22 protein-coding genes and 1 pseudogene are annotated in these 25369 nt (G+C 40.3%); 2 read left to right on the top strand and 21 right to left on the bottom strand.

The annotated features are described in order from the left end of the window. Nucleotides 1-151 precede the first annotated feature (151 nt). From ltrA (AC2IP4_RS06445) to AC2IP4_RS06435, 3 genes are all read right to left on the bottom strand, one after another. A complete protein-coding gene (gene ltrA, locus AC2IP4_RS06445) occupies nucleotides 152-1387 on the bottom strand; it encodes a group II intron reverse transcriptase/maturase (protein WP_375321735.1) in 1236 nt (411 codons plus the stop codon). A gap of 831 nt (nucleotides 1388-2218) precedes the next feature. After that, the gene (locus tag AC2IP4_RS06440; protein WP_130047474.1) at nucleotides 2219-2599 is read right to left on the bottom strand and encodes a hypothetical protein; all 381 of its coding nucleotides are present in this window, start codon (nucleotides 2597-2599) and stop codon (nucleotides 2219-2221) included. Continuing rightward, the gene (locus tag AC2IP4_RS06435) at nucleotides 2596-3156 is read right to left on the bottom strand and encodes a Panacea domain-containing protein (RefSeq protein WP_375322479.1); all 561 of its coding nucleotides are present in this window, start codon (nucleotides 3154-3156) and stop codon (nucleotides 2596-2598) included. Before AC2IP4_RS06435 ends, AC2IP4_RS06440 begins: the two co-directional genes overlap by 4 nt. Before the next feature lie 331 nt (nucleotides 3157-3487). On the opposite strand from AC2IP4_RS06435, the pseudogene AC2IP4_RS06430 reads away from it, so the two are divergent. After that, nucleotides 3488-3736, top strand: a pseudogene (locus AC2IP4_RS06430) (phage integrase N-terminal SAM-like domain-containing protein); the annotation flags it as partial. Nucleotides 3737-4091: 355 nt separating this feature from the next. On the opposite strand, the gene AC2IP4_RS06425 reads toward AC2IP4_RS06430, so the two are convergent. From AC2IP4_RS06425 to AC2IP4_RS06360, 14 genes are all read right to left on the bottom strand, one after another. Next, the gene (locus tag AC2IP4_RS06425; protein WP_486310701.1) at nucleotides 4092-4406 is read right to left on the bottom strand and encodes a helix-turn-helix domain-containing protein; all 315 of its coding nucleotides are present in this window, start codon (nucleotides 4404-4406) and stop codon (nucleotides 4092-4094) included. Then, nucleotides 4393-4725 (bottom strand): type II toxin-antitoxin system RelE/ParE family toxin, encoded by a 333-nt coding sequence (locus tag AC2IP4_RS06420; RefSeq protein WP_105054777.1) that lies wholly within the window; start codon nucleotides 4723-4725, stop codon nucleotides 4393-4395. Before AC2IP4_RS06420 ends, AC2IP4_RS06425 begins: the two co-directional genes overlap by 14 nt. A gap of 210 nt (nucleotides 4726-4935) precedes the next feature. Further along, nucleotides 4936-5778, bottom strand: coding sequence for a hypothetical protein (locus AC2IP4_RS06415; protein ID WP_486310700.1), 843 nt, complete (start codon nucleotides 5776-5778; stop codon nucleotides 4936-4938). A 157-nt stretch (nucleotides 5779-5935) separates the two neighbouring features. Beyond that, a complete protein-coding gene (locus tag AC2IP4_RS06410; RefSeq protein WP_486310699.1) occupies nucleotides 5936-6646 on the bottom strand; it encodes a hypothetical protein in 711 nt (236 codons plus the stop codon). A 141-nt stretch (nucleotides 6647-6787) separates the two neighbouring features. Then, nucleotides 6788-7414: a DUF2971 domain-containing protein gene (locus AC2IP4_RS06405; protein WP_486310698.1), complete on the bottom strand. Its 627-nt coding sequence runs from the start codon at nucleotides 7412-7414 to the stop codon at nucleotides 6788-6790. Between the two features lie 184 nt (nucleotides 7415-7598). Beyond that, the gene (locus AC2IP4_RS06400; protein ID WP_486310697.1) at nucleotides 7599-8138 is read right to left on the bottom strand and encodes a GNAT family N-acetyltransferase; all 540 of its coding nucleotides are present in this window, start codon (nucleotides 8136-8138) and stop codon (nucleotides 7599-7601) included. A gap of 244 nt (nucleotides 8139-8382) precedes the next feature. After that, complete coding sequence (locus tag AC2IP4_RS06395) at nucleotides 8383-9399, bottom strand: formate dehydrogenase subunit gamma (protein ID WP_486310696.1); 1017 nt, start codon at nucleotides 9397-9399, stop codon at nucleotides 8383-8385. A gap of 16 nt (nucleotides 9400-9415) precedes the next feature. Continuing rightward, complete coding sequence (fdh3B, locus tag AC2IP4_RS06390; protein WP_486310695.1) at nucleotides 9416-10024, bottom strand: formate dehydrogenase FDH3 subunit beta; 609 nt, start codon at nucleotides 10022-10024, stop codon at nucleotides 9416-9418. 13 nt (nucleotides 10025-10037) lie between these two features. Continuing rightward, the gene (locus AC2IP4_RS06385) at nucleotides 10038-12893 is read right to left on the bottom strand and encodes a formate dehydrogenase subunit alpha (protein ID WP_486310694.1); all 2856 of its coding nucleotides are present in this window, start codon (nucleotides 12891-12893) and stop codon (nucleotides 10038-10040) included. A 12-nt stretch (nucleotides 12894-12905) separates the two neighbouring features. After that, the gene (locus AC2IP4_RS06380; RefSeq protein ID WP_130044540.1) at nucleotides 12906-13103 is read right to left on the bottom strand and encodes a twin-arginine translocation signal domain-containing protein; all 198 of its coding nucleotides are present in this window, start codon (nucleotides 13101-13103) and stop codon (nucleotides 12906-12908) included. Nucleotides 13104-13182: 79 nt separating this feature from the next. Continuing rightward, a complete protein-coding gene (locus AC2IP4_RS06375) occupies nucleotides 13183-13782 on the bottom strand; it encodes a TorD/DmsD family molecular chaperone (RefSeq protein ID WP_375322487.1) in 600 nt (199 codons plus the stop codon). Nucleotides 13783-13787: 5 nt separating this feature from the next. Next, nucleotides 13788-15464 (bottom strand): 4Fe-4S dicluster domain-containing protein, encoded by a 1677-nt coding sequence (locus AC2IP4_RS06370; RefSeq protein ID WP_486310693.1) that lies wholly within the window; start codon nucleotides 15462-15464, stop codon nucleotides 13788-13790. 203 nt (nucleotides 15465-15667) lie between these two features. Next, nucleotides 15668-16228, bottom strand: a complete 561-nt coding sequence (locus AC2IP4_RS06365) for a DUF3306 domain-containing protein (RefSeq protein ID WP_486310692.1) — start codon at nucleotides 16226-16228, stop codon at nucleotides 15668-15670. Continuing rightward, the gene (locus AC2IP4_RS06360; RefSeq protein WP_486310691.1) at nucleotides 16209-16670 is read right to left on the bottom strand and encodes a DUF3305 domain-containing protein; all 462 of its coding nucleotides are present in this window, start codon (nucleotides 16668-16670) and stop codon (nucleotides 16209-16211) included. The genes AC2IP4_RS06365 and AC2IP4_RS06360 overlap by 20 nt, the downstream gene beginning before the upstream one ends. A 153-nt stretch (nucleotides 16671-16823) precedes the next feature. On the opposite strand from AC2IP4_RS06360, the gene AC2IP4_RS06355 reads away from it, so the two are divergent. Continuing rightward, nucleotides 16824-17663 carry a formate dehydrogenase accessory sulfurtransferase FdhD gene (locus AC2IP4_RS06355; RefSeq protein ID WP_486306503.1) on the top strand — a complete coding sequence of 280 codons (840 nt, stop codon included), beginning with the start codon at nucleotides 16824-16826 and terminating at the stop codon, nucleotides 17661-17663. Between the two features lie 93 nt (nucleotides 17664-17756). On the opposite strand, the gene AC2IP4_RS06350 is transcribed toward AC2IP4_RS06355, so the two are convergent. From AC2IP4_RS06350 to AC2IP4_RS06335, 4 genes are all read right to left on the bottom strand, one after another. Beyond that, nucleotides 17757-19874 (bottom strand): HD domain-containing phosphohydrolase, encoded by a 2118-nt coding sequence (locus AC2IP4_RS06350; protein WP_486310690.1) that lies wholly within the window; start codon nucleotides 19872-19874, stop codon nucleotides 17757-17759. Nucleotides 19875-19976: 102 nt separating this feature from the next. Further along, nucleotides 19977-21086: a membrane-bound lytic murein transglycosylase MltC gene (gene mltC / locus AC2IP4_RS06345; protein ID WP_486310689.1), complete on the bottom strand. Its 1110-nt coding sequence runs from the start codon at nucleotides 21084-21086 to the stop codon at nucleotides 19977-19979. Between the two features lie 280 nt (nucleotides 21087-21366). After that, nucleotides 21367-22602, bottom strand: coding sequence for a group II intron reverse transcriptase/maturase (gene ltrA, locus AC2IP4_RS06340; protein WP_375321735.1), 1236 nt, complete (start codon nucleotides 22600-22602; stop codon nucleotides 21367-21369). A gap of 842 nt (nucleotides 22603-23444) precedes the next feature. Beyond that, a complete protein-coding gene (locus AC2IP4_RS06335) occupies nucleotides 23445-25337 on the bottom strand; it encodes a methyl-accepting chemotaxis protein (protein ID WP_486310688.1) in 1893 nt (630 codons plus the stop codon). Nucleotides 25338-25369 lie beyond the last annotated feature (32 nt).

Below are 25369 nucleotides of genomic sequence, written 5' to 3'. Positions count from 1 at the left end.
CGCTGGCTACGCAGCGCTTAATCCTTATTTGTTAGCACTCTTGAACAATCGAAGGTTAAGACATAATCGAGTAGGGTGAGGCTTTTGCCTCATCCCTCTCACAGAACCGTACGTACGGACCTCGTATACGGCTCCTGCAATTTACTATTTCTTAATAAAAAGAAGCGAGTACACCTGTTTTAACTTCGTCTATTGAATACAAGCCTAGATTTTTGAACCACTGATTAGGCATCGCATAGCTTGCTAACGGACTCGCACTGTTTCGCCATGAGTCCATTTTTATGGACTTAAATGGCGGTTTGTACTTTAGTTGCTTAAGACGACGATGCAATCTGCACGGCTTCTTCCATAAACTCATTTGTACCGCTCGCAATCTCCGCCTTATCCAAGCCGCAAGGCTTTTCAGTGTGCTCGTAATATTGGCTATTTTGAAGTAGTTTACAAACCCTCTGAGCACTGGATTCAGTTGCTTTAGCACTCTCGCTAAATTCAATCCTCCATTACGCTTGGTGAGTTGCCTTACTTTCGCTTTTAATGTTTTGAGCTTCTTTTCTTGAATTGCCGTGTAATTTGTAAAAATTTCCACTCCCAAGAATTTAATACCTGTATCGCTATGTGCTATATGGGTTTTCCGCTCATTCACTTTAAGTTTTAGCGTTACTTCTAAAATATGGCTAGCTACTTTTAATGCATTCTCTGCACCCTTTTTCGAGGTGCAGAATATCAAAATGTCATCCGCGTATCGCACTATTCGATGCTTACGCCTCATCATTTCTTGATCGAATTCATCTAAGTAGATATTAGCAAGTAGTGGACTAATCACCCCACCTTGTGGACTGCCTATTACACTATTCTGCCAGTTTTCACCAACCATGACTCCACTTTTTAGAAATTGACGGATCAAGCCTAAGATACTGCCATCCACGATGCGCTTTCGCACGAACTTGATTATCAGATCGTGGTCAAGCATGTCAAAACATTTAGACAGATCCATATCAACAACATGCCGCTTATTATATTTACGTATAAAGAGTGTAGCTTTGCTGATGGCTTGATGACAGCTTCGCCCAACCCGATATCCATAACTGGATGGATGAAAGTTTGGGTCAAATATGGGAGTCATTATATTCGTTAAACATTGTTGAACAATTCGGTCTCGAACTGTGGGGATCCCCAATAACCTGATACCGCCATCGTCTTTGGCGATCTCAACTCGTTTTACGGGCCGCGCTTGATAGCGCTTTTCTTGTAGTTCAAGTAATAGTTTTCTGAGCTCTACTTCCAAATTTTGTGTGAAATCATCGATACGCTGCCCGTCAATACCAGCTGCGCCTCCATTCTTTCTCACTTGTTTGTATGCCACGTAAAGCGCTTGCAGTGATAGCATGCGCCCGTAAAGGCTATAGTGTACTCTCAAATTATTATCTCACATCACCTGCTGCTGACTTTATTTATGTTGGTTAGGTTTATTTCGTTGTCGCGTTAAGTTTTCTAGCAAGGCTACGCCCTTTTATTCGCAATATGCTTAACCGCCTCTATGCCTCTAGTAAAGAGAAACACTTACTCCCCGTGTCCAGTTCTATTCACAGCTTTAGTATCACCCTTAGCCATTAAAATAGAGACTTTACCTTATTTGGTAATTCGTGAACCCATCATAAATTACGTCACTTTAAGGTAATTTATAAATCACTTCCCCCCTTCGCAATCAATAAGTGCTTTTGGCTCAAATTGACTCTATCAGATATATTACTGATAGTCGGCTTGGTTTTGTCCTCCACACCATCACTGGCTTTCACAGGCCTAGCCTTACTCACTACTACGGGTTCATCTGCCACCTCACATCGGCATTAGATCTTGAGTTTCTTCTTGAATCTAAGCCACTTACTGACAATTAAGTTTAGATGCCAGGCTTCCCCAGTTATTGCACTGACTCCCTGTTAGATATGCCACCCTCAAGCACAGAATTGGTCTGACTAAGTATTGGGCTTCGCGCTATTTTGGACGCTTACCCACCAATCCCGCCGAAACAGGTTACGGTTAGTTGTGTACATCTAACTTCCTATGGCTTCCTTCAGACCTCACCGTTAGCCAGTGACGCCCTTGCCATTCAGATTGTCTTCCCCTTAGTCGGGGTGACTCTGCTATCTTGCAAGCAGACGGGTTTGCCAGCTTTGCTGGGCAAACAAAAATGCAGCGTAATAACGCTGCTTAAAAACACTCAGAATCTGCTTGAACAGTAATCTTTGATCCCTTGAGGTGTCCTAGGTGAGCTCAAAAGACCAGCTTTTACAGCTGAGAATAGCGACTCACTAATATCAGGGTACTTGGAAAGAGCCCCACTAGCCAAGCCACTTTCGAGTCGAGAAACTTCAAACAGAGATGCGTGCTCGAATGCAATCACGCTCTCATGTTTTACAAAAGAGTGATCTCCCGGAGTTAAGACTACGGTTGAATCCGATGTTGGTCGTCGAGTGGTAATATTAACCATGACAACTACTGGCGGATCACCTTCAGGAGTTGTCAATACGATAAATAAGTGCTTACATGTTGGCGACGGTACAGGAACAAGAATAGTGTTCTTTTCAATAATAGTGCTCATAAATTATTTAAAAAGTCCTTCGCTGCTTTAACATCTTGTAATTCTTGTAAAATACTGTTTGCATCAGCGTCATCAAAACCAACTGCTTTCAAAATATCTTGGTAATCAATAGGCAATATTGAACCATGAGGATTGTTCCATTCACCGAACTCATGCGTTTTATCCGCTAGCTCAAATCTATCCATTGAGCCAAACTGAGAGAATACAGCATCAGTAATAGCCAATTCTGCCTCTGATAATAAAGCAGTATCAAAGTCACGATTGAGCAATGATATTTTATAATTTCGACTTGGAGACAAAAGTTTTGACCACAAACCATTCGTAGAACGAACACTTCCATCGATTAAAGACAGAGTGTTCAATAAAACAGGTCCATAATTCATGGAGGCATAGTTATCATCACTTATTGTATGCCCTAGTGTCGCCAATGCATTTCTGTCAGAAATGTAAAGCAACTTCATGAGCATAAGATGATAAATTTCACCGCCACTTTTCGAGGTCAAATATGCTGCTAGTTGCGCAGTTTTGTCTTCATCAAAATTTGGTATATAAGTCATATACATCTCCTAACATAATGTTTTCAAGTTAATTAGGTGAAAACACTGTATATAAAACCAATTATATATGAATTGAAATTTTTCGCTAGATCTAGTTGAAGTGATGAGTGCTAACGCCCAATTAAGGTGTGAGCTACGCAATACCGTGTTGCCGCATACCACCGTAAACACCAAACGTAACGCATAGTAAAAACGCCACGAGTTGCGAATCCCTCTTGAACAGTTTGTTGAACGAAACCGCTTCGCGGCAGAATAAAACCTGCATCATCCATACTCTCTGTACCTCCATCATTTCGATGGCAGATAACAGGAGTAAACACCATTAGCCCAACTGAATCATCGCCTTTATGAATTACACCTTACCAACTTAACCCTGCAAGGTAAACGACCTGTCATCATTGATGCCTATTCTCGATCTGTCCGTCGGAGTAGCGAGTTATTCGACCGTTGTCCCGATACATTAAGCACGACTGATTTAAAAAACTTCTTCGCCAGTTTAATTAACACTCACTCGTGGAGCACCGTTAAACTCGACCGCAATGACTTACAGTTTTTCTATCGCCACACTTTAAATTATCAAACTCCGCCAAGCATTATACCTATCCGAGCCAAAGCAATACGAATCTGCCCACACTGTCAGCATGACATGGAGTGCGTGGGAATAACACGACCGAGATAGCCGAAAGGCAAACATAATAAGGATAATGGCTGAGGTTAAACCAGAGGAGATACAACAAATAAGACGATTTAAAAAATAGCTAACCCATTGATAAAATTACTATCGTAATCTTATCTTGGCCTCACTCGCCTTGAGAAAAGACTCAAGGCGATGCGCCCACCAAACTAGATCGCACAATTTACTATAAAGAAGTGGCTACGGGCTTGCTCAACACCCGGGATTTAACGCTGGCTGCGCAGCGCTTGATCCTTATTTGTTATAGCTCAGCGATGTGTGACAGGGTTTCTGGATGACGCTGAACCAATTTTAAAAGGGTTACCGCTTGCCCATTAGGTGCACTACGCCCCTGCTCCCAGTTTTCTAATGTACGTGATGATGTATGCAGTAAACGAGCGAATACACCACGAGACATATTGAACTGCTCACGAATACTCACAATTTCATCAGGCGAGATATCTAACTCACTAATGTCATTAACTTGGTGAGTTTTCAGAGTTACTTTACCCTCTGAATGCTCTTTAGCTTCAACAAGTGCTGAACTTAATTCAATAAATAAGTCACGATTGCTCATTGCGCCATGCCTCCATAAAAGCCTTTAGTTGTTTCTTTTGATCTGCGGTTAAATCGGACATTTCATTCTTGCCATAAATCGTAAGCAAGTAGAAACGACGCTTTTCATCGAAGAAGTAGTAGATAACACGAGATCCGCCGCGCTTACCTTTCCCTTTACTTGCTACTCGAATTTTTCGCAAACCACCTGTACCTTGAATCACATCACCCTGCTTTGGGTTAGACATTAGTTCAGCTTGAAAAAGTCTAAACTCTTCATCGCTGAGATACTCATTACGGTACTTTTCAAATATGGTCGATTCGACAAATATACTTTTCATATGCAAAGTATACGCAAGTAACGTACAGATAGCAAAACTGTACATTATTAAAGTAGTTATAATTTTTTGAAAACGATGCTGACCTGAGCTATAACGCCGCATTAAGTGGTGAACAACGCGACCACCCAACCTAAAACCTTACCACATTTAGCACTGAAGCCAAATTGAGCTGAAATTGCCAAGCGTTGAGAATCCGTCTTAAATGCTTTGTTATGTGGATGTGGGCAAGGAATTGATTATCTGGTTATACATGTTGTTGAAGAAACCAAAAACTTTACTATCCATCCCTTGCTTATCAAAAATATCCAACTCGAAATCAACTTTCTTAAGCTTTAGGTCATCTAGTGATGTAACTACAAATACACCAGTTAGACCATTACCGTCTAAATATGCCATTATCGCATTCTCAGAATAAGCACGAATCAGCACACGCTCAGATTCATCAGTATAAAAGTCCTTTTGATTTGATGCTACGGTATAACCCGCAGCTTGACCTGCAATAATTAAGTAAACACTGATGAGTGCCAAGCGCCAAAATGAAGCATTTCGAAGTACGTTATACCTTTGAACCAAGCCGCTAGTTTTTTGAGTAAACTCGATAACTTCGCGCTGAGCTTCACTATAAGAACCATAATTTTTGATCTCGAATAAAGGCATTACTATCTGAATCCACATATTTACAAATGGTACAGTAAGGAAGAAAAGTTTCTGATACCAAGGAGCGTCAACAAAAAAACATAAAATTAAGCTTGGTACAAAAATAAGCCCATGAGAATCAAAAACCTTAGCCAAAGGTTTGTCGGCATATTTATCATTGATAACTGTCGTTACGAGATCAAGAGCTTGGTAAACTAGTCCCGTTAGCCCAAGAACTGATAGCCCAGCAACAATTATTGATTTTACCTCGACTTGAACTAAGTCTCCTGGCACCTCAAAGTATGACAAGTAACTTTTTTCAAAATTGTACGCTACTAAATAAGATATAGCAGTTACTGCTAAACCTAATATCGCTTCATTAGTAAAAAACGAACTACGAGTTGCCTCTTCTTTCAATCTGGAACCTCTAAATCCACTGGTGTACCCCACATAACGCCCAATTAAGGTGTGAAGCACACTACCCCTACACCCAATTTGAACATCGTAAACACTGAACTAGATTCAAACCAAAAATGCCAAACGTGCTGAATCACTCTTAAATTGTTTGTTATGTTTAATCCCAATACAAACGAAGCTGTTCAATTAAGAACGTCACATACTCAGCATCTGATTGCGGAATAATTTGTGCACAACAAAGTATATGCTCTCTCTGTTCATCATATGTGAGCCTTGCCCATGACGAGTCATTTTTACTTGTGTTGATACCCTTAACAAGAATTTGTAGATTCTTATAAGAGATTGCAGACTTTCGGTCTTGCTTAATTGACGCTGCGTGGTCAACATGAAATATACTACCTAAGTGGTTATTAAGCTTGCGAGCCACCTCCCAAAAACCTTGATATTTTGCTTTGTCAATATTATTCATTTCGGACAAAGCCAACTCTTCAATTTCTGAGCGATTGTACTCATCTTCAACTTCTTCGATTTCATGCTGCTCGTATTCACTTGCACTAACCATAATACTTTCAAGAATAGATTTGGCATTTTCTAATGAATCGATATATTTCCAAACACCGTGCGAACTTGTATTTGAGCCTTGTGTTATTCCGATATTTTCTGACAAAAACTCTGATTGCTCTTCACTAGACCAAAACTCAATGCAAACCCCTTTCGTTTTGGCTTTAGAAACAATAACTCTACGAATCCCGACATTACTAAACTCCTCAACTTTAAGAGAATGGCTGCCACTATTTTTACGAATGGTTTTTTCAAGAACCGTATACTCTTGCTCTATAAGGCTGCTAACTTCACTTCTAGACTTCAAAATTACTCCTTAAACATAACGCCCTGTTAAGGTGTGAGCAACGCAATGCCGACGCTCCCGCATACCACCTTAAACACTAAGCGCAACGCATAGTAAAAATGCCACGCGTTGCGAATAACTCTTAAACAGTTTGTTAGGCATCTACTTGTTTAAGTGCTCAACAATTTTAAATGATTGGAATGCTGCCCTAGCGTAAATTACTGGAACATCCGAATCTTCTACTGATAAATGACGTTGTACTTCTTCTCGCGTTAATGTCGATTGACACCCAATTATAACTTTCTTAAGTCTAATCTCGTGAGAAAATGGTTGGAAGTATAATCCATCATGGTACTCAAAGTTTTTTAACTGACGTATTGTTCTGTATTCTTTTTCATACCCCCAATGTTTAAACTTTGACAATAAAAGCTTCTGAGGAAAACTCTTACTATTCATTAAAGAGTCATCAAATCTTCGAGTAACATAATTTACTTTTTGAGCGTCACCATTATCTGCCAACTCAAGTTCAATACATATTCCTTGGTGATTATTGGCATAGTGCGCCCATTGAACTGGATTTGACCAAATTTTGCTAAAACACAAAATACCAAATTCAGAGGCAACATCACTCTTCATTTTCTTCAATCCCGCTCTGACATCTTTATTTTTTGTGTTAATGCCCAATAGCTCAAAAGGGTCATTTAACCTATCAAACGTAGAGGCTTTAATCCTTCTATTTGCTAAGTTCTGTAATCCGTAATGTGCATCCATATAATGGTAAAGTTTCATTGAATCTCCTGATGCCTAACGCTCTTTCTACGACAAAATGTCTTATAGTTCCCTACCACATTTGTCGTTAGTTATTCTATTAAGGCATCTCGCCTTTTTCTAAAACTCAAATAAATCAACATCATAAACCATGTCATATAGGTCGATGAATTCATACTATGCGGCAACGTGTCGCTTTATGCGGTTAACTCAAAGGCTGCTTCGATAAACCATACACAGCATGGTTGATAATACGACCATTCAGGTTTTCACGATTAGAAATAATGCCTTCTAATGTCATGCCCAAACGCTCACAAACTTTACGGCTTGGTAGGTTGTTCTCGCCTGCTGCTATTTGAATTTTCTCAAGCTGTAAATCTGTGAATGCAATCTCGATTAACTTAGACACAGCGCGAGTAATAATACCCTTACCTTGATAAGACTCACTGAGCCAATAACCAATTTCTGCCATTTTTAACTGATGATTAATCGTATTAAAGCTGACATTACCGACTAATTCACCTTGGTAAATCATGGCACAAACCATTCCTTTACCTTCCGCATAATCAAGTAACGATTTACGCACAAAACGTAAAAAGAAATCTTCAGATTTTGCGTGTAGTGGCCAAGCCAGCCATTGAGATAAATAAGCTTCTTCCTTTGATACGATGTCAAAGTACTTCTTCGCAAAAGATGGCTCAATAAGTGCCAATTTCAATTCACTATCAACTTCCACTGTAAACATAAGTCATCCTTTGAGATGGTTATTTATCTTGCGTATATCATACCCTTTCTTAGGTAAATTTCATGTTTTTCTTTCTGTTTTGTTGTTGTTCTCTAAACTTGCTAACACCTTAAGTTATTGATAATAATCACAACAAATTGAGTTGCATTAGTTCGGCTTTTGCTGAGCTACAGACAAAAAAACCGAGCAAGTTACCCAGCTCGGTTTTTGAATGTCGTATCAATTAAGAAGAACTAGATACTTACTACTTTTTATCTTTTGGCTGATTCTCTGGTAAGTCTTTTACTTCTTCATACCATAAATCGTGGTGTTCTTTAGCCCATGTTTCGTCAACATCGCCAGTCACCATGCCTTCTAGTGCGGCTTCCATACCAAACAGACCAATGTAGATGTGGAAGATGAAACCACAAATCAAGATCAGTGCTGAGAACATGTGGATCAAGTTCGATAATTCCATATCACGGCGTAATTGGCCGAAGATAGGAAAATCTAGCACAAAACCACTGATCGCAGCGATGGCACCAAACCAGATTAAAAGCCAGAAAATCGCTTTTTCACCACCGTTTGAGAAACCCGCTGATGGGTGCGAGCCTTTATGCTTACCAACCATGCCGCCCATTTTCATGAACCATTGAATGTCTGTCTTGTTTACGATGGATTTTCTCCACCATTTCACTAAAACAGTCATTAATAAAATGCCAAAGATTGGGCCCATGTAGTTGTGATACTGCTTCGCGGCATAAATGATCATGCCCCAAATATCGGTTGGTAATACCGGTTTTAAAAAGTGCTTACCATAAACCAAACATAATCCACTAAACGCGAGCGTTAAAAACGTGAACGCCATGCTCCAGTGCAATGCACGGTCCATTTTACTCCAACGTTGAATTCGACGTCCTGTTTTTGGTTTGCTTAATTTTAGGGGACCAATAGTAAAATACGCCAGTGTCACCATTGCTAAACTACCAAAGATCGCTAATGCACCTAATGGTGACATCCACTTCTCTTTTAACACATACCACGTTTCACCAGCCGTACTGATAAGCACACCATGCTCTGGTGATTGTGAGGTCGTATAGCCTTCTTCACCCGCTCTTACTTGACGCCAAAAATCAGCACCACCAAGTTGGGTCATCTCTTTCTCTGCACTTTTCGCGGCTACACTGTCATTTGCCATGCTAGGCATAGCAAATGTCAGTGTTAATGCTGCCAATACTGGCAGCAATAACGAAAGAGAAAGACGTTTTAGTTGTTTCAACATCGCTCTCTCCACCGGATTAGCTCTTAGTTGCATCGAACGATAAGTCTTCACCGTTTGTCCAACCAGCGTCTTTTGCGCCACGCTCTACAACACGTTGACGGAAAATGTCAGACACTTTTTCTGCATCACCAGCAAGCAGTGCTTTAGTCGAACATAAAGAAGCACACATTGGTAGCTTTCCTTCAGCAATACGGTTTGCGCCGTATTTTTCACGCTCTTCTTGTGAACCTGGCTCTACACCTGGTCCACCTGCACAGAATGTACATTTGTCCATTTTTCCACGCTCAGCAAACGCACCCTGTTTAGGGAATTGCGGCGCACCAAATGGGCAAGCGAATAAGCAATAACCACAACCGATACAAAGATCTTTGTTATGCAGTACAATGCCATCTTCTGTGTGTTCAAAACAATCCGCAGGACAAACCGCCATACAAGGCGCATCTGTACAGTGCATACATGCAACAGAGATTGATGTTTCACCCGGCTCACCGTCGTTTAGTGTTACTACGCGACGACGTTGGATGCCCCACTCAAGTGCATCATCATTTTCATTTTTACATGCTGTGACACAGCCGTTACATTCAATACAACGCTTGGTGTCACATAAGAATTTCATTCTAGCCATTTTATATCACCCCTTACGCTTTCGTGATTTTACATAGTGTCACTTTGGTTTCCTGCATTTGTGTTACAGGATCATAACCATAAGTGGTTGCTGTGTTTGCTGCTTCGCCAATAACGTATGGAACTGTCCCTTCTGGGTACTTAGTCGTTAAGTCTTCACCTTGGAATTTACCGCCAAAGTGGAATGGTACGAACGCTAAGCCAGGTTTAACACGACGTGTCACCATTGCTTTAACGTGAATTCGACCTTTCTCTGCACCTTCAACCCAAACCATGTCACCGTCTTTAAAGCCGATGTCGTTTGCGTCTTTCGGGTTAACTTCGACAAACATTTCTTGTTGAAGCTCAGCAAGCCATGGGTTTGAACGCGTTTCTTCACCGCCACCTTCGTACTCAACCAGACGACCAGACGTCAGAATAATTGGGTATTCTTTTGACTTGTCTTGATCTTGAATTGTTTTGTACAACGTTGGAATACGGAAGTTAGCCGCGCGGTCATCCCATGTTGGGTAATCAGCAACTAAATCACGACGTGGTGTGTATAACGGCTCACGGTGTTGTGGAACACGGTCAGGGAACGTCCATACAATCGCACGTGCTTTTGCATTACCAAATGGCATACAACCATGTTTAATCGCAACACGTTGAATACCGCCTGATAGATCGGTTTTCCAGTTTTTACCTTCTGCTGCTACTTTTTCAGCCGCAGTCAGATCGTCCCACCAACCAAGTTGCTTAAGCAGTTTGTCAGTGAATTCTGGGTGACCATCTTCAATCTCACACCCTACTGGGTAGCTGTCTTCTGCTAGTAAGCTTTCGCCTTCAAATTCCACACCAAAACGAGTACGGAAGTTACCGCCGCCTTGCGCTACAGGTTTAGACGTATCATAAAGAATGTGCGTACCTGGGTGCTTCATTTCTGGTGTACCCCAACAAGGCCAAGGAAGACCGTAGGTTTCACCGTTTACAGGGCCACCTTCTGCTTCTAGCGTTGTTTTGTGGAACGTATGCCAGTTCATTGTGTGCGCTTTAATACGCTCTGGGCTTTGGCCTGTGTAACCAATTGTCCACATACCTTTGTTGAATTCACGGGTAATGTCTTCAATTACAGGTTGGTTGTTCTGATCAATTTTGATGTTTTTGAACAGTTGATCTGAGTAACCTAACTTTTTAGTCAGTAGGTACATGATCTCGTGGTCAGGTTTTGATTCAAACAACGGCTGAATTACTTGCTCACGCCATTGGAATGAACGGTTTGATGCCGTTACTGAACCGTGCGTTTCAAACTGCGTTGTTGCAGGAAGAAGGTATACGCCGTCAGTACGATCATTCATTACGGCAGCAACGGTTGGGTATGGATCAACTATAACCATCATATCCAGTTGTTTCATTGCTTTTCTGATCTCAGTACCACGTGTTTGTGAGTTTACTGCGTGACCCCAGTAGAACATTGCACGGATATTGTCGTTTTGTTCGATGTTTGCTTTGTCTTCTAAAACACCATCAACCCAACGAGAGACAGGAATACCAAAGTTGTTCATCGGCGTTTTGCCGTTGTATTTACCTTGGTCGAATCGGTTTTGAACCCACGAGTAATCGAGATCCCACACTTTTGACCAGTGTTTCCATGCGCCTTCACCAACACCGTAGTAGCCAGGAAGCGTATCTGAAAGAACACCTAAATCCGTTGCGCCTTGTACGTTATCGTGACCACGGAAGATGTTTGCGCCGCCGCCTGATTTACCCATGTTACCAAGTGCAAGTTCTAGTACACAGTAAGCACGAGTATTGTTGTTACCTGTTGTATGTTGAGTACCACCCATACACCAAACAACACAACCTGGACGGTTTTCTGAAAGCAGTTTTGCAGTTTCGTACACTTCAGCTTCTGTAATGCCTGTTACGCGCTCAACTTCTGCTGGGTTCCATTTTGCTACTTCTGTGCGGATCTCATCCATACCAAACACACGTTGGTTAATGAATTCTTGATCTTCCCATTTGTTTGCAAAAACGTGGTACAAAACGCCCCAAATGAAGGCAACGTCTGAACCCGGACGCAATGAAACATAGTGATCCGCTTTTGCTGCTGTACGTGTACGACGTGGGTCGGCAACAACGATCTTACAACCATTCTTCTCTTTTGCGATCAGAATATGTTGCATTGCTACTGGGTGTGCTTCTGCAGGGTTTGAACCAATGAATAGCATAGATTTACAGTTATGCATGTCATTGAATGAGTTTGTCATTGCACCGTAACCCCATGTGTTTGCAACACCGGCTACTGTGGTTGAGTGACAAATACGCGCTTGGTGATCGACGTTGTTTGTACCCCATAATGACGCCATTTTACGGTACAAGTACGCTTGTTCGTTGTTGTGCTTTGCAGAACCTAACCAGTACACTGAGTCTGGGCCTGATTCTTTACGGATCTCAAGTGCTTTGTTACCGATCTCTTCGAGCGCTTGCTCCCAAGACAGTTTTACCCATTTGCCATTTTCTAGCTTCATTGGGTATTTTAGACGACGTTCGCCATGACCATGCTCACGCAGTGCTGCGCCTTTTGCACAGTGACCGCCTGCGTTAAATGGGTGATCGAATGCTGGTTCTTGACCAGTCCATACGCCATTTTGTACTTCAGCGTAGATACCACAACCGACAGAACAGTGAGAACAAATTGTACGTTTCACTTCTGTTGGCGCATCAACTGGCACTTCTTTCGCTTGTGCTTTTTTCATCATGCTTGGAACAAACATGCTTGCACTTGCTACTGCACCCGCAGCAATCGTTGAAGTACGCATGAACATACGACGTGTAATGCCAAGCTGGTTCTCTTGCTTTTGTACCGAATCGGAACGTTTAGTTAATTTCATTATTAAGCTCCGTTATAGGCTATCGTAATAATCACGAATATGTTGAGTTTCGCGATATCCATCGCCCTTCTTCTCAACGTCTTTTTTATCCGTTACTGTGTTTGCGCTTGCTGTTCCTGATACCGCTGCTGCTACTGTTCCTGCGGCAGCTGCAGTTGCAAGGCCCTTCAGTAGTGTGCGGCGGTTTAGGTCCGTATTTTTATTGCTCATTCAATGCTCCTTTGCTTCCAATGTACTTGGAATGGGCGTCTGTTTTTATGGTTTTAATTCTTTTAAGTCACAACGACTTTTATACTTCTGTGACTTCAATTGCGTTTGGATTTTTTGCAAAGCGCGTTTGTTCTACAATGAAAAACGCCTCTACTAAACCTGTCACTGATTTGTAGAAATCTGCATTTTCTGCATTATTGATTTGCTCACACAGTGAAACATACCAAGGTTGAATATGGCGATTAAAGAAACGTTGTTGCAGAACTTCAGCATCACCCGCTTCAATAAGCATCGCCATTACCTCACATAATGCTGAGATATGATCTTCAGGCTCTTTTACGTCATCAGCACGTTCAAAACCTAATTGCATTAGATCTTGTCGAAGTGCCACTAACGGTTTTTCCATTAATGCGCCCGCTATGTGCCATGAGCCAAACGGCATCACTTCACCACGGCCAACGCCAATGAATAGGTTTTGGTATTCGTCTGTTAGGGCTTCTTGATTTGATTCTTGAGCCGCTTTTGAAATAACAGACCATGCTTTACTCATTGCATGATCATCGTGACTTTCTACTTCAAGCGTACTTAACCAATCAATCACCATTTGATCTGGTGCAATACGAAATAAATGCGCTAATAAACCATAGATTTCTTGTCTTACTTGCTGTTGTTCATTCATGGTCATTACACCTTTAATTGTTTTTCTGGGTTTGCAGACAGATCAGTAAAGATGTCTTTTACTCGACAATCTTCACACATGTATAGACGGCTAATAGAGGCTTCATCACTAAAGTGTGGGTTACCCTGTAACTTAGCTCGTAACATTTCAATCATTGATGCTGGAGCAAAAGGTGTTCCGCAAGTAATACAACACGCGGCATCTTCTTTATGCATGATTTGTGTTTCTTGACGTGTCTCTTGGTTCCAGTTCATTTGCACTTTCATGCTTAACACTTTTTCTGGACAGGCGCTGACACAAAGGCTACATTGAACACAATCTTGCTCAATGAATTTTAATGTTGGTGAATCTGGATCACTATGAAGTGCACGAGTTGGGCAAACCGCCACACAACCCATACATAACGTACAGTCTTTCGTTTCACAGCTCACACTGCCATAAGGCGCATGAGAAGGCAGAGATTGAATTTCTGTAATTTCAATATGGTTTGAAGCCGCATCAGCAGCGAGGTGATCTAACGCGCCCATTAAGCGTGCACGTTTATTACCCGTTAATGGTTGTTCAATTACCGCTAATGGCGTATCGATAAGCGTCATTTCATGTAACGCTTCCATGTAAACGACTTGGATGCGTTGAGGATCTAACCCTAGTTGAGATAAGAAAGCCTGTGCAATTTCCACTTCTTGCGTTAATACACGCTGAATGGTTTCTGGCATTCTGCGACTTGCAATAAACAGAACTTGCGCAGCACCATTCACCAACGCAGAGAACCATGTATCAATACCAACAGACAATAATTCATCAAGAACCACTGGAATAACATGGTCTGGCATGGTTTTAAGTGCCATTACATTGAAGTTCTCGTGGCGATCACTACAAAATGCGATGATAGGTGTCTCTCCACCCTCTTTTTTGTAGTTTGCTAATAAGCGAGTTGCAAAGTTTTGCGTTTTTTCTGCTTCTGGTAATGCGTAGCTGATCGCTTCTGTTGGACACGCGGTTGCACATGTACCAACACCTTGGCAAAGGTATGGGTTAATTTGAATGTGGTGGCCTGTTTGATCTGAACCTTCACTGGTTAGTGCGCCAGCAGGACAAGCATCAACACAACGCTCACACCCTTTTACGCCACGTGAACTGTGTGCACATAACTCTGGATTTAAGCGAAAGTATTTTGGTTTATCAAACGTACCAACAAGCGCTGGTAATTCATCAAGCACTTGTGCAAGCGTTGGGTAACCACGACCTACAGGGTAGTAACCCGGTACTGGCACTTGCTCTGACATTACGCTGTCTAGTTTCATGTCTAACACAAGATCGAATGCAGCAGCGCCAATGGTTGCTTTTGCAAGATTAACGCGTTCACCATTTAGCGTACATTCAACATCAAACGCACCTAAAAAGCCTTTGATGCTTAGATCTTTAGCGTGGTAAACCGCTCTTTCAGTCTCTTTATCGTGTGCATCAGATTCGGTTGAGACCAGTGTGATGCTGTTCAGCTCTGAGAACTGCTCGGCAACATCAACAATAATGCTAGTAGGTCCAATGATGATCAAGTTACCACGGCTTTCGTAACTTACCGTTGGTGGGATTAAGTTGTTTAACTCAACGGTTTGCGCAATAGCGAACTGACGCGCTTTGGCATTCGTTGTTTCAGATTGTGCTAAAAATTGGGTTAACATTGCTTCACCTATTCTTGACCCCGTTTGGGCCTATTCAGTTCTGTGACTGGTTTCTAGGTGGTATATCGCAATAACCGTACCAACTTAATGGGTAATTATTAGAAATATTAATTGGGTAAAATGCGGTATTTTTAGACTATTTGGCAGGCAGTGTTTTTTGTCGGGACATTTTGTCTCACCTTGGTTCAAAATGTCCCGATTGTTTAAATGGTCTTTTTTGTCTCACTTGACGTTTTTTCGTTGCCAGTAACGTATTGATATTCATTATCATTACTGTTTGTTGTTTCATTTTTAACGGTTAATTCTTGTTGTTCTTTTGGCAATGGTTCTGATAATTGCTCTGCCACTGACTCTTGCTCACTCTCGCCTTCTTCTTCAACTGGCTCTACCATCCAATCTCGTAATTTGGCTGCAGTTTCACTATCCAATTTTGGTGGTGTTGAGTAGTTTGGCTCATCTTCCATTGCAAATTCAGGATTCAAAAACATCTTACGCAATGCGGCTTTTTTCAGGTTTTTATCAACCCCTGTTGCCATAAATTGGCTGACGTTGCTGGTTCCTGTAATTTCACCTAGATCGGCCTCGGTAGGCAGCTCGATCTCAGGCGTTACTTCTGACTCTTCTAAGATTGGTGTTGTTTCAACATCATCGACAGAGGCTTCAATAACAGGTGTTGGCGATACTTGAATAGGCTCATCACTGACCACTTCACCTTGTTTTACCTTCTGTTTTCTCAGTGCCCATCTACTTAGGAAGTTGCTCACTCGCGCGCCCCGCACCTTTACGTTTCTTTCTACGAACTTCTATCAGTTCACCGTTTTTGCCGATAAAAGCTTCTAACCATGCTTGTACTGGTAGTGGCATTCCAATGGATAACACAACGTAATCACCGTCCATGTATTGCCCTATCAAGCTTTGTGAAGCAGTAATCATCACTGGAATGAGTACGTCATTATCATTTTCAAAGGCAAAAAATAGTTTTGGATCTTGAGAGCTTAAGTTAAAACGGTAATCAGTTCGTTCATCTAAGAATATTTCAAGATCACGTTCAAATAATATGCCATTGCTTTGTGCTGCTTGTGTTTTTGACTCATAAAGATGAACGTCACCAATGCGCCATGATGGTGCGCTCCAACGCCCTACTTGTTTGATTTCTTCAATCACTTCAAACTGAAGTGGCCATTGGTTTTCTGTTTTTTGATCCACAAGTCACCCTTCTTTTTATGAGGCTTTTTTATCGCTATTGATAATATAAAGCAATCCTTATACCAACAGCGTTTTATTTCTAATTTATCCTGTGGTATAAATTTTGCGTGTAATAAACCAATAACCTTAAATTTCACTAATTTGGAGCTTACTTTGAGCCAATCACCAAGAATAATAACTACTGGCGCTGTACCTAAACAAACTCTTACTGTGGATGTTTATGATGAATACGGTGAGAAGCTAACAAAAGAAGTGGCTTGCGAACAACCCTTAACGGTGATGCTTAATTGGCAAGAAGTCGTAACGTTAATGACTCTTGGAGCCCGCCCTGCTGAACTCGTTGTTGGCTATTTAAAAAACCAACATTTCATTACTGATGTGACGTTATTAGAGTCCATCATGATTGATTGGGAAACAAAAACAGCGGCAGTAAACACCAAAGAAACCACTGAGCACGTAAAAGAAAACCTTAAAAAGAAAACGGTAACGTCTGGCTGTGGTCAAGGCACTATGTATGGCAATGTTATGAAGCAACTTGAGAATTATCAAGTACCTCAAGTAACAATTAATCAATCAGATCTTTATGCATCACTAGAAGCACTGACTTATCATAATGACACCTATAAAGCCGCTGGAGCGGTTCATGGTTGTGCGATTTGTGAAAAAAACCAAGTGCTTTCATTTGTGGAAGATGTAGGCCGACATAATGCGGTTGATACTCTGGCGGGTGAATTATGGTTAAACCGTGGAACAGGTGACAATAAGTTGTTTTATACAACGGGTCGTTTAACCTCTGAGATGGTGATTAAAGTCGCTCAAATGGGGATCCCCGTTTTGCTTTCTCGTTCAGGCGTAACGCAAATGGGCTTAGATTTGGCTCAGAAGTTTGGTATTACGATTATTGCTCGTGCTAAAGGTAAGCGATTCCAAGTTTTTGCCGGGCATGAAAAAATCAATTTTGATGTGAAAGGCGAAGCTGCGCTTGGGGACTAGAAGCGAGGGACTAGGTTCTAGGAAAAGCACAGGGACGAGTAATTTCTTTGCTCTTACTAATCCCTAGCCCCTAAAAACTAGCCCCTGCTCCTACTACTGATTATTCTCAAAGATCGCTCTGAACTCTCCATGATGCTTTAAAAAAACATCGACAATCGTGGGGTCGAAAGAGACACCTCTTTCCTCAGCAATAATCTCTATTGCAACCTCATGAGTTAACCCTTCTTTGTAGACTCGTTTCTGTCTTAATGCATCATACACATCAACAATACTCACGATTCTTGCTTCAATTGGAATATCTTCACCAACTAAGTTTAAATACCCTTTTCCATTCCACTTTTCATGGTGATAAAGCACGATATTTTTCGTTATCAGACTAAGATCGGTATTCTTTATGATCTCATAACCAATGTTAACGTGTTGCTTCATCACATCGAATTCATCAGGATCAAGCTTACCCGGTTTCTTTAAAATGTAATGAGGGATGCCGATTTTTCCAATATCATGCAGAGAAGCAATCATTCGAATGTCTTCTACGAAGGGCTTTGGCATATTCAACAACTTAGATAAATGCTCAGAATAAGTATTTATCCGTTTGTTATGCTCACTCGTTTCCTCATCACTGTACAGTGATGCCATTTCTAATGAACCAATTAAAGATTCATTCATAGTAAGAAGGCGAGCCTGTGCTTTTTTAGCGATAAAATCTCGAACTAATAAGAGACTGATAATGAAAAGGCTGCCACTTAAAATACTAATTAATAACCACAAGTCATTTCTTTGATATTTTTCATTTTCATTTATATATATATTCTTAATTAATCGTTCATTATCTGAACTTATCGATATAAGATTGATTGAATCAAACAATGCCTCATATTCTTTTTTTACCGCAATATAAACAGAGACTTTTTCAGTTAATGTTCCCGCTGTTTTTAGATCATACATGTCATGATTAATGGTATGATTTAACAATAATCTTTGGTCACCAAAGGCATAATCTACTCGCCCATCATTTACCGCTTTAATAATTTCATTAAAAGTATCAAAAAATACTATTTTAACATTTCGCGTATTATTCTTTACGTAGTCATAGTAATACGCATTCTTTAACATTCCGACGGTTGAATAATTAACATCTGCAATTCGAGATATAAAATTGCCTTCTAGTTTATTAAAGACAGAAAGTTCAAAGCTATAATAAGGCTTCGTTAAAAAGTAATTATCGGTTATGCATTTATTTTCAAATGTAGAAAGTAGAATGTCATAATCGTTGCAGTCACCAAGAGTTGGCTCTGTAAAGTTCACTACGTCTTTAAAAATCAATTTAATGCTATCAAAGAGCGTTGGCGCGATACCATGATATTGATTGTTTATAAGATAACTGGTTGGAAACTCATTAAACCCATAACCGACACTGATCTCTAATCCTTTAAGATCTTCACTCTTTTTAAATAAATAGATGAAATAATCTTCACGAGACTTTTTCACCATTTCTTTTACTTCTTCTGAAGTTAACTCAGTAAAATATTTAATTAAAATAGCATATAACTCACCATGCTTCTTAGAAATAGCAAATGAGGTATACAAATTCTCCAGTCGTGGCAAAGAAAGCGTTGGATAAGCTTTATCTGTAATCACTTGTGTATCTGCTACAAAAGCATCAATATCTCCAACCTGCAAAGCTGACGTTAGTTCATTTAAATTCTTATACTTAACAGGTATATAGTGTATTTCACCTTCGTATTGATTCACAAAATTAATTGTAGAATACCAATCATCAATGAGGCCAATTTTTTTATGATTTAAGCTCACTAAGTCTTTAATATTTTTAGTATCTTTAAAGAAAACCTTAGTGCTTACTCGATATAAAGTAGGTACAAAAAAGTAATTTTCACGTCTTTCTTTTGTATTCGCAAAATCAAAATATGCGCCAGAATCTAAATTCTTAAACTTATTATGTAATAGGTCAACATCCTCAACATATATAGTAAAGTCTGTGCCTAATTTCTTATTAATATCATCTATTAAAGTCTTATAAAGACCTTTCGTTTCTCCATTTTCAATAAAGAACAGTCTTGAGTCATAGTCATCATTATAAAATGTGAAATTCTTATTATTTTTTAACCAAGTACATTCTTCCTTGGTTAAATCAATTGACCATGCAAATGAAGAGTAAATATATAGGATAAAAACGAAAATTCGTTTCAACTTATTAACACCATAGCAATAATTATAGGCACGAGAAATGCAATAAATCTATTAGCAATATATTGAATTTGATTTATTACACTTCTCAATAAAAAATCTTATTTATGCTTTCTCATTAAATTCTTTTTGAAACTTCAGTACTTTTTCTAGATAACGTCGCGCTTCCGCTTTTGGATGTTTATTAGTTAACGCCCAATATAATTGATTTGGTTGTAAACTATTAATCTCATTAATCGCTTTCGTTTTAATCGGATCAAATGTCGAAAACACACCACCAGAGCCACCATTATAGGCCGAGATCATGCTGTAATGTTTATTTGTCCCATGAGTGATGTCTCTTAGATAGCGGTTCTTTAAAATATAAAAATAGGCCGTACCCGTATCAATGTTGTTTGCGGGGTTAAACAAGTATTCTTTGGTTGGTATACCTGACTTATTTTTTACCAATTTAAATACATCTGCCCCTGCCGTTTTTGGGATTACTTGCATTAACCCATATGCCCCAGCATGGCTTACTGCATAAGGGTTAAAACTACTTTCAGTCTGGATAATGGCATAAATTAAATCGATTGATATATCGTATTCTTTCGATGCTTTTTTGATCAAATCTGCATATTGGAATTCACGCTGCTCTAAATGATCATCTACCATTGAGATCTCAACGTAATACGCTTTACCATTTTTAATGATTTTAGATTGCAGTTTGTTTTCAATTAAATAATCTGCATATTTCCCTGCTCTCCAAGGCCATTCAATGTTTTTATTCTCTTGATCTTTAATTTGACCAAGTAAAAAAGGACGGCCACGTAAAGGGATTGACTTATCACTAAACAAATCAACATGAGAAGGATCTGCTGGCATCAAAACAGTGCCAATAATGGCTTTTTTAAGTGTCTCTTTCGGTTGATATTGAGAAATGGTTGAGACGTAAATTTTACCTTTATCAAAATCAATATGTGCACGTGTACGGTAGCCATCAAGATACTTAACGTAGCGATGCTTACCCGCCTCTAAAAACTCTTTATCGCCCCACTTGTTGTTTACTTGATTAGCAAGGTTAGATAATTGCTCTTCTACTGATTGAGTTGGTTTTGATACGTCACCACTACAATCGCATGATTCTGAATTTGATTGATTGTAATTACTATCGAAAATTGGAGTACAAGAGACAGTTACTAAAGAGATAGCAAGAGCAAATAATACGTTTTTCATTTATGTCCTAAAAGTGTATTTATCTTTACTTTCAATACACTGGAATAATTAACACGTTATGTGTTAGCCGATAAGGAGGCGTATTTTACACCTTGTTTTACTTTTGGGAATAGTTAATGAAAGATGTTTATCAAATATTTTATAAGTTGTTCCTCCCTCTTTCTTTTTGAATGGAAATCACATTTTTTTGACACATCGAGTAGGGTGAGGCTTTTGCCTCATCCCTCTCACAGAACCGTACGTACGGACCTCGTATACGGCTCCTGCAATTTACTATTTCTTAATAAAAAGAAGCGAGTACACCTGTTTTAACTTCGTCTATTGAATACAAGCCTAGATTTTTGAACCACTGATTAGGCATCGCATAGCTTGCTAACGGACTCGCACTGTTTCGCCATGAGTCCATTTTTATGGACTTAAATGGCGGTTTGTACTTTAGTTGCTTAAGACGACGATGCAATCTGCACGGCTTCTTCCACAAACTCATTTGTACCGCTCGCAATCTCCGCCTTATCCAAGCCGCAAGGCTTTTCAGTGTGCTCGTAATATTGGCTATTTTGAAGTAGTTTACAAATCCTCTGAGCACTGGATTCAGTTGCTTTAGCACTCTCGCTAAATTCAATCCTCCATTACGCTTGGTGAGTTGTCTTACTTTCGCTTTTAATGTTTTGAGCTTCTTTTCTTGAATTGCCGTGTAATTTGTAAAAATTTCCACTCCCAAGAATTTAATACCTGTATCGCTATGTGCTATATGGGTTTTCCGCTCATTCACTTTAAGTTTTAGCGTTACTTCTAAAATATGGCTAGCTACTTTTAATGCATTCTCTGCACCCTTTTTCGAGGTGCAGAATATCAAAATGTCATCCGCGTATCGCACTATTCGATGCTTACGCCTCATCATTTCTTGATCGAATTCATCTAAGTAGATATTAGCAAGTAGTGGACTAATCACCCCACCTTGTGGACTGCCTATTACACTATTCTGCCAGTTTTCACCAACCATGACTCCACTTTTTAGAAATTGACGGATCAAGCCTAAGATACTGCCATCCACGATGCGCTTTCGCACGAACTTGATTATCAGATCGTGGTCAAGCATGTCAAAGCATTTAGACAGATCCATATCAACAACATGCCGCTTATTATATTTACGTATAAAGAGTGTAGCTTTGCTGATGGCTTGATGACAGCTTCGCCCAACCCGATATCCATAACTGGATGGATGAAAGTTTGGGTCAAATATGGGAGTCATTATATTCGTTAAACATTGTTGAACAATTCGGTCTCGAACTGTGGGGATCCCCAATAACCTGATACCGCCATCGTCTTTGGCGATCTCAACTCGTTTTACGGGCCGCGCTTGATAGCGCTTTTCTTGTAGTTCAAGTAATAGTTTTCTGAGCTCTACTTCCAAATTTTGTGTGAAATCATCGATACGCTGCCCGTCAATACCAGCTGCGCCTCCATTCTTTCTCACTTGTTTGTATGCCACGTAAAGCGCTTGCAGTGATAGCATGCGCCCGTAAAGGCTATAGTGTACTCTCAAATTATTATCTCACATCACCTGCTGCTGACTTTATTTATGTTGGTTAGGTTTATTTCGTTGTCGCGTTAAGTTTTCTAGCAAGGCTACGCCCTTTTATTCGCAATATGCTTAACCGCCTCTATGCCTCTAGTAAAGAGAAACACTTACTCCCCGTGCCCAGTTCTATTCACAGCTTTAGTATCACCCTTAGCCATTAAAATAGAGACTTTACCTTATTTGGTAATTCGTGAACCCATCATAAATTACGTCACTTTAAGGTAATTTATAAATCACTTCCCCCCTTCGCAATCAATAAGTGCTTTTGGCTCAAATTGACTCTATCAGATATATTACTGATAGTCGGCTTGGTTTTGTCCTCCACACCATCACTGGCTTTCACAGGCCTAGCCTTACTCACTACTACGGGTTCATCTGCCACCTCACATCGGCATTAGATCTTGAGTTTCTTCTTGAATCTAAGCCACTTACTGACAATTAAGTTTAGATGCCAGGCTTCCCCAGTTATTGCACTGACTCCCTGTTAGATATGCCACCCTCAAGCACAGAATTGGTCTGACTAAGTATTGGGCTTCGCGCTATTTTGGACGCTTACCCACCAATCCCGCCGAAACAGGTTACGGTTAGTTGTGTACATCTAACTTCCTATGGCTTCCTTCAGACCCCACCGTTGGCCAGTGACGCCCTTGCCATTCAGATTGTCTTCCCCTTAGTCGGGGTGACTCTGCTATCTTGCAAGCAGATGGGTTTGCCAGCTTTGCTGGGCAAACAAAAAAACCGTCAAAAAATGACGGTTTTTATTAAATTGTTAGCGTTTAAAGTTTATAACGTTTGATCTCTTCTTCTAATGAATCAGCTAACGATTTTAATGCCTCTGCTTGCTGTGCTGCGATTTCTGCTTCACTCGCCATTTGGTTTGCAACTTCTTGCACTCCTTCTGTATTGCGACTGATCTCAGCGGTCACGCTTGATTGCTCTTCAGCTGCTGATGCTATTTGCGTCGCCATGTCGCTAATCACATTAATTTGAGTCGCTATATTTTCAATACTCGTACCTGCTTCATCGACATCTTTCACGCTGGTTTCTGCCAAGTGATGACTGTCCGACATAACAGAGACGGCCTCTTGCGTTGTCGACTGTAATGTTTCAATCATTGATTGAATTTCTTCTGTTGAGGTATGAGTTCGTTGAGATAATACACGGACTTCATCAGCAACGACTGCAAATCCACGCCCTTGTTCTCCAGCTCGTGCAGCTTCAATTGCAGCATTTAAAGCTAGTAAGTTAGTTTGCTCTGCAATCGAACGAATAGTGGCAAGAATTGAGCTGATCTTTTGTGCATGACCATCTAAGTCTTCAATGATCCCTACAGCGCTATTTACTTCTCGCGCTAAGTTACCAATAGAGGATTGGCTTTGGTTAACTTGCTGATGGCCTTCTTGGGTTAAATCTACCGCTTGTGATGCTGACTTCGCCGTATTTTCAGCATTACCTGCAATTTCTTGTGTCGCACTTGCCATTTCTGTTACCGCAGTGGCAACCATAGTAATTTCATCTTGTTGCTGACGAATATTCTCACTTCGCTGAACTGCGGAGTCTGCGGAGTCCGCCGCTGAACGATTAAGCTCTAAGGTAATTGCACGTAAGTTCGATGCCATAGTATGTAAACGAGAAACAAACTGGTTGAAATTTTCAGCTAATTTACCAACTTCATCATCTGATTTAACATTGATTCTAACCGTTAAATCGCCTTCCCCATTAGCAATATCTGCAAGTGCTTCCGATACCGTACCAAGCTCACGTAGTTGACGAGTCACTAACCAACCTGTAAATAAGGAAACAAACAATAAGATCAAGCCACCGATAAGTAATAACTTAACAAGCATGGCATTTAATGGCGCCTCTAGAGTTTCTTGGTCCATAACCAATGCAACAGCCCAATTAGTATTTGGAACGGCTGTTATCATCACTGCTTTTTCTTTATCACCTTGCTTGGTAAAGAAAAAACCATCCGATGCAATTTCACTGCTTAAGTTGTTCGCATCAAAACCTTGACCAAGTTCTGAAATAGGTTTTAACGCCATTTTCTCATTTGGATGTGCAACAACAATTCGGTTACTCACATCTAAAAGCATGGCATAGCCATTTCCTGGAACTGAAATATCAAGAACATCTTCGATTAAAGCACCAAGTGCTAAGTTGGATCCTGTTACCCCAATGATTCGACCATTCTCACGAACAGGTTCTGTTAACGTCACCACTAATGCTTGCATAGTGTGACTAACATAAGGTTTTGTTGTAATCGCTTTATTTGCGGCTAATGTTTCTTTATACCACCCTCGTGTACGAGGATCGTATCCAGCTTTATTTAGCGATGGATCTTGGCGTTGCATAACGCCTTCTGCATCACCGTAATAACTCAAACCAAAACCACCAGAAGTAAACGTTTGTTTTAAATGTGCAACCATATCTAGATTTTGGTCGCGCTCAATCGCTTCTTTCATTGCTGTAATCGCATCTTGACGACCTTTAAACCAATCACCAATACCTAAACTGTATGCTTTTGCGGTATTTCCACTTTCACTACGAATAGAATCCCACGCTTGTGTTTTCATTGTTTGGTAGGAAAAAGTACCTAGCGATATGATCGTTAAAACAATCAGTGCGACACTTGTTAAAACAAGCTTAATTTTTAAGGTTAACTGCATAATATGTCTACTTTTCTAATTCTAAAAATATA

It is taken from the genome of Aliivibrio thorii, from assembly GCF_057368585.1.
The sequence above is the reverse complement of the archived record's forward strand: the minus strand, read 5'-3'. Positions and strand labels throughout refer to the sequence as shown.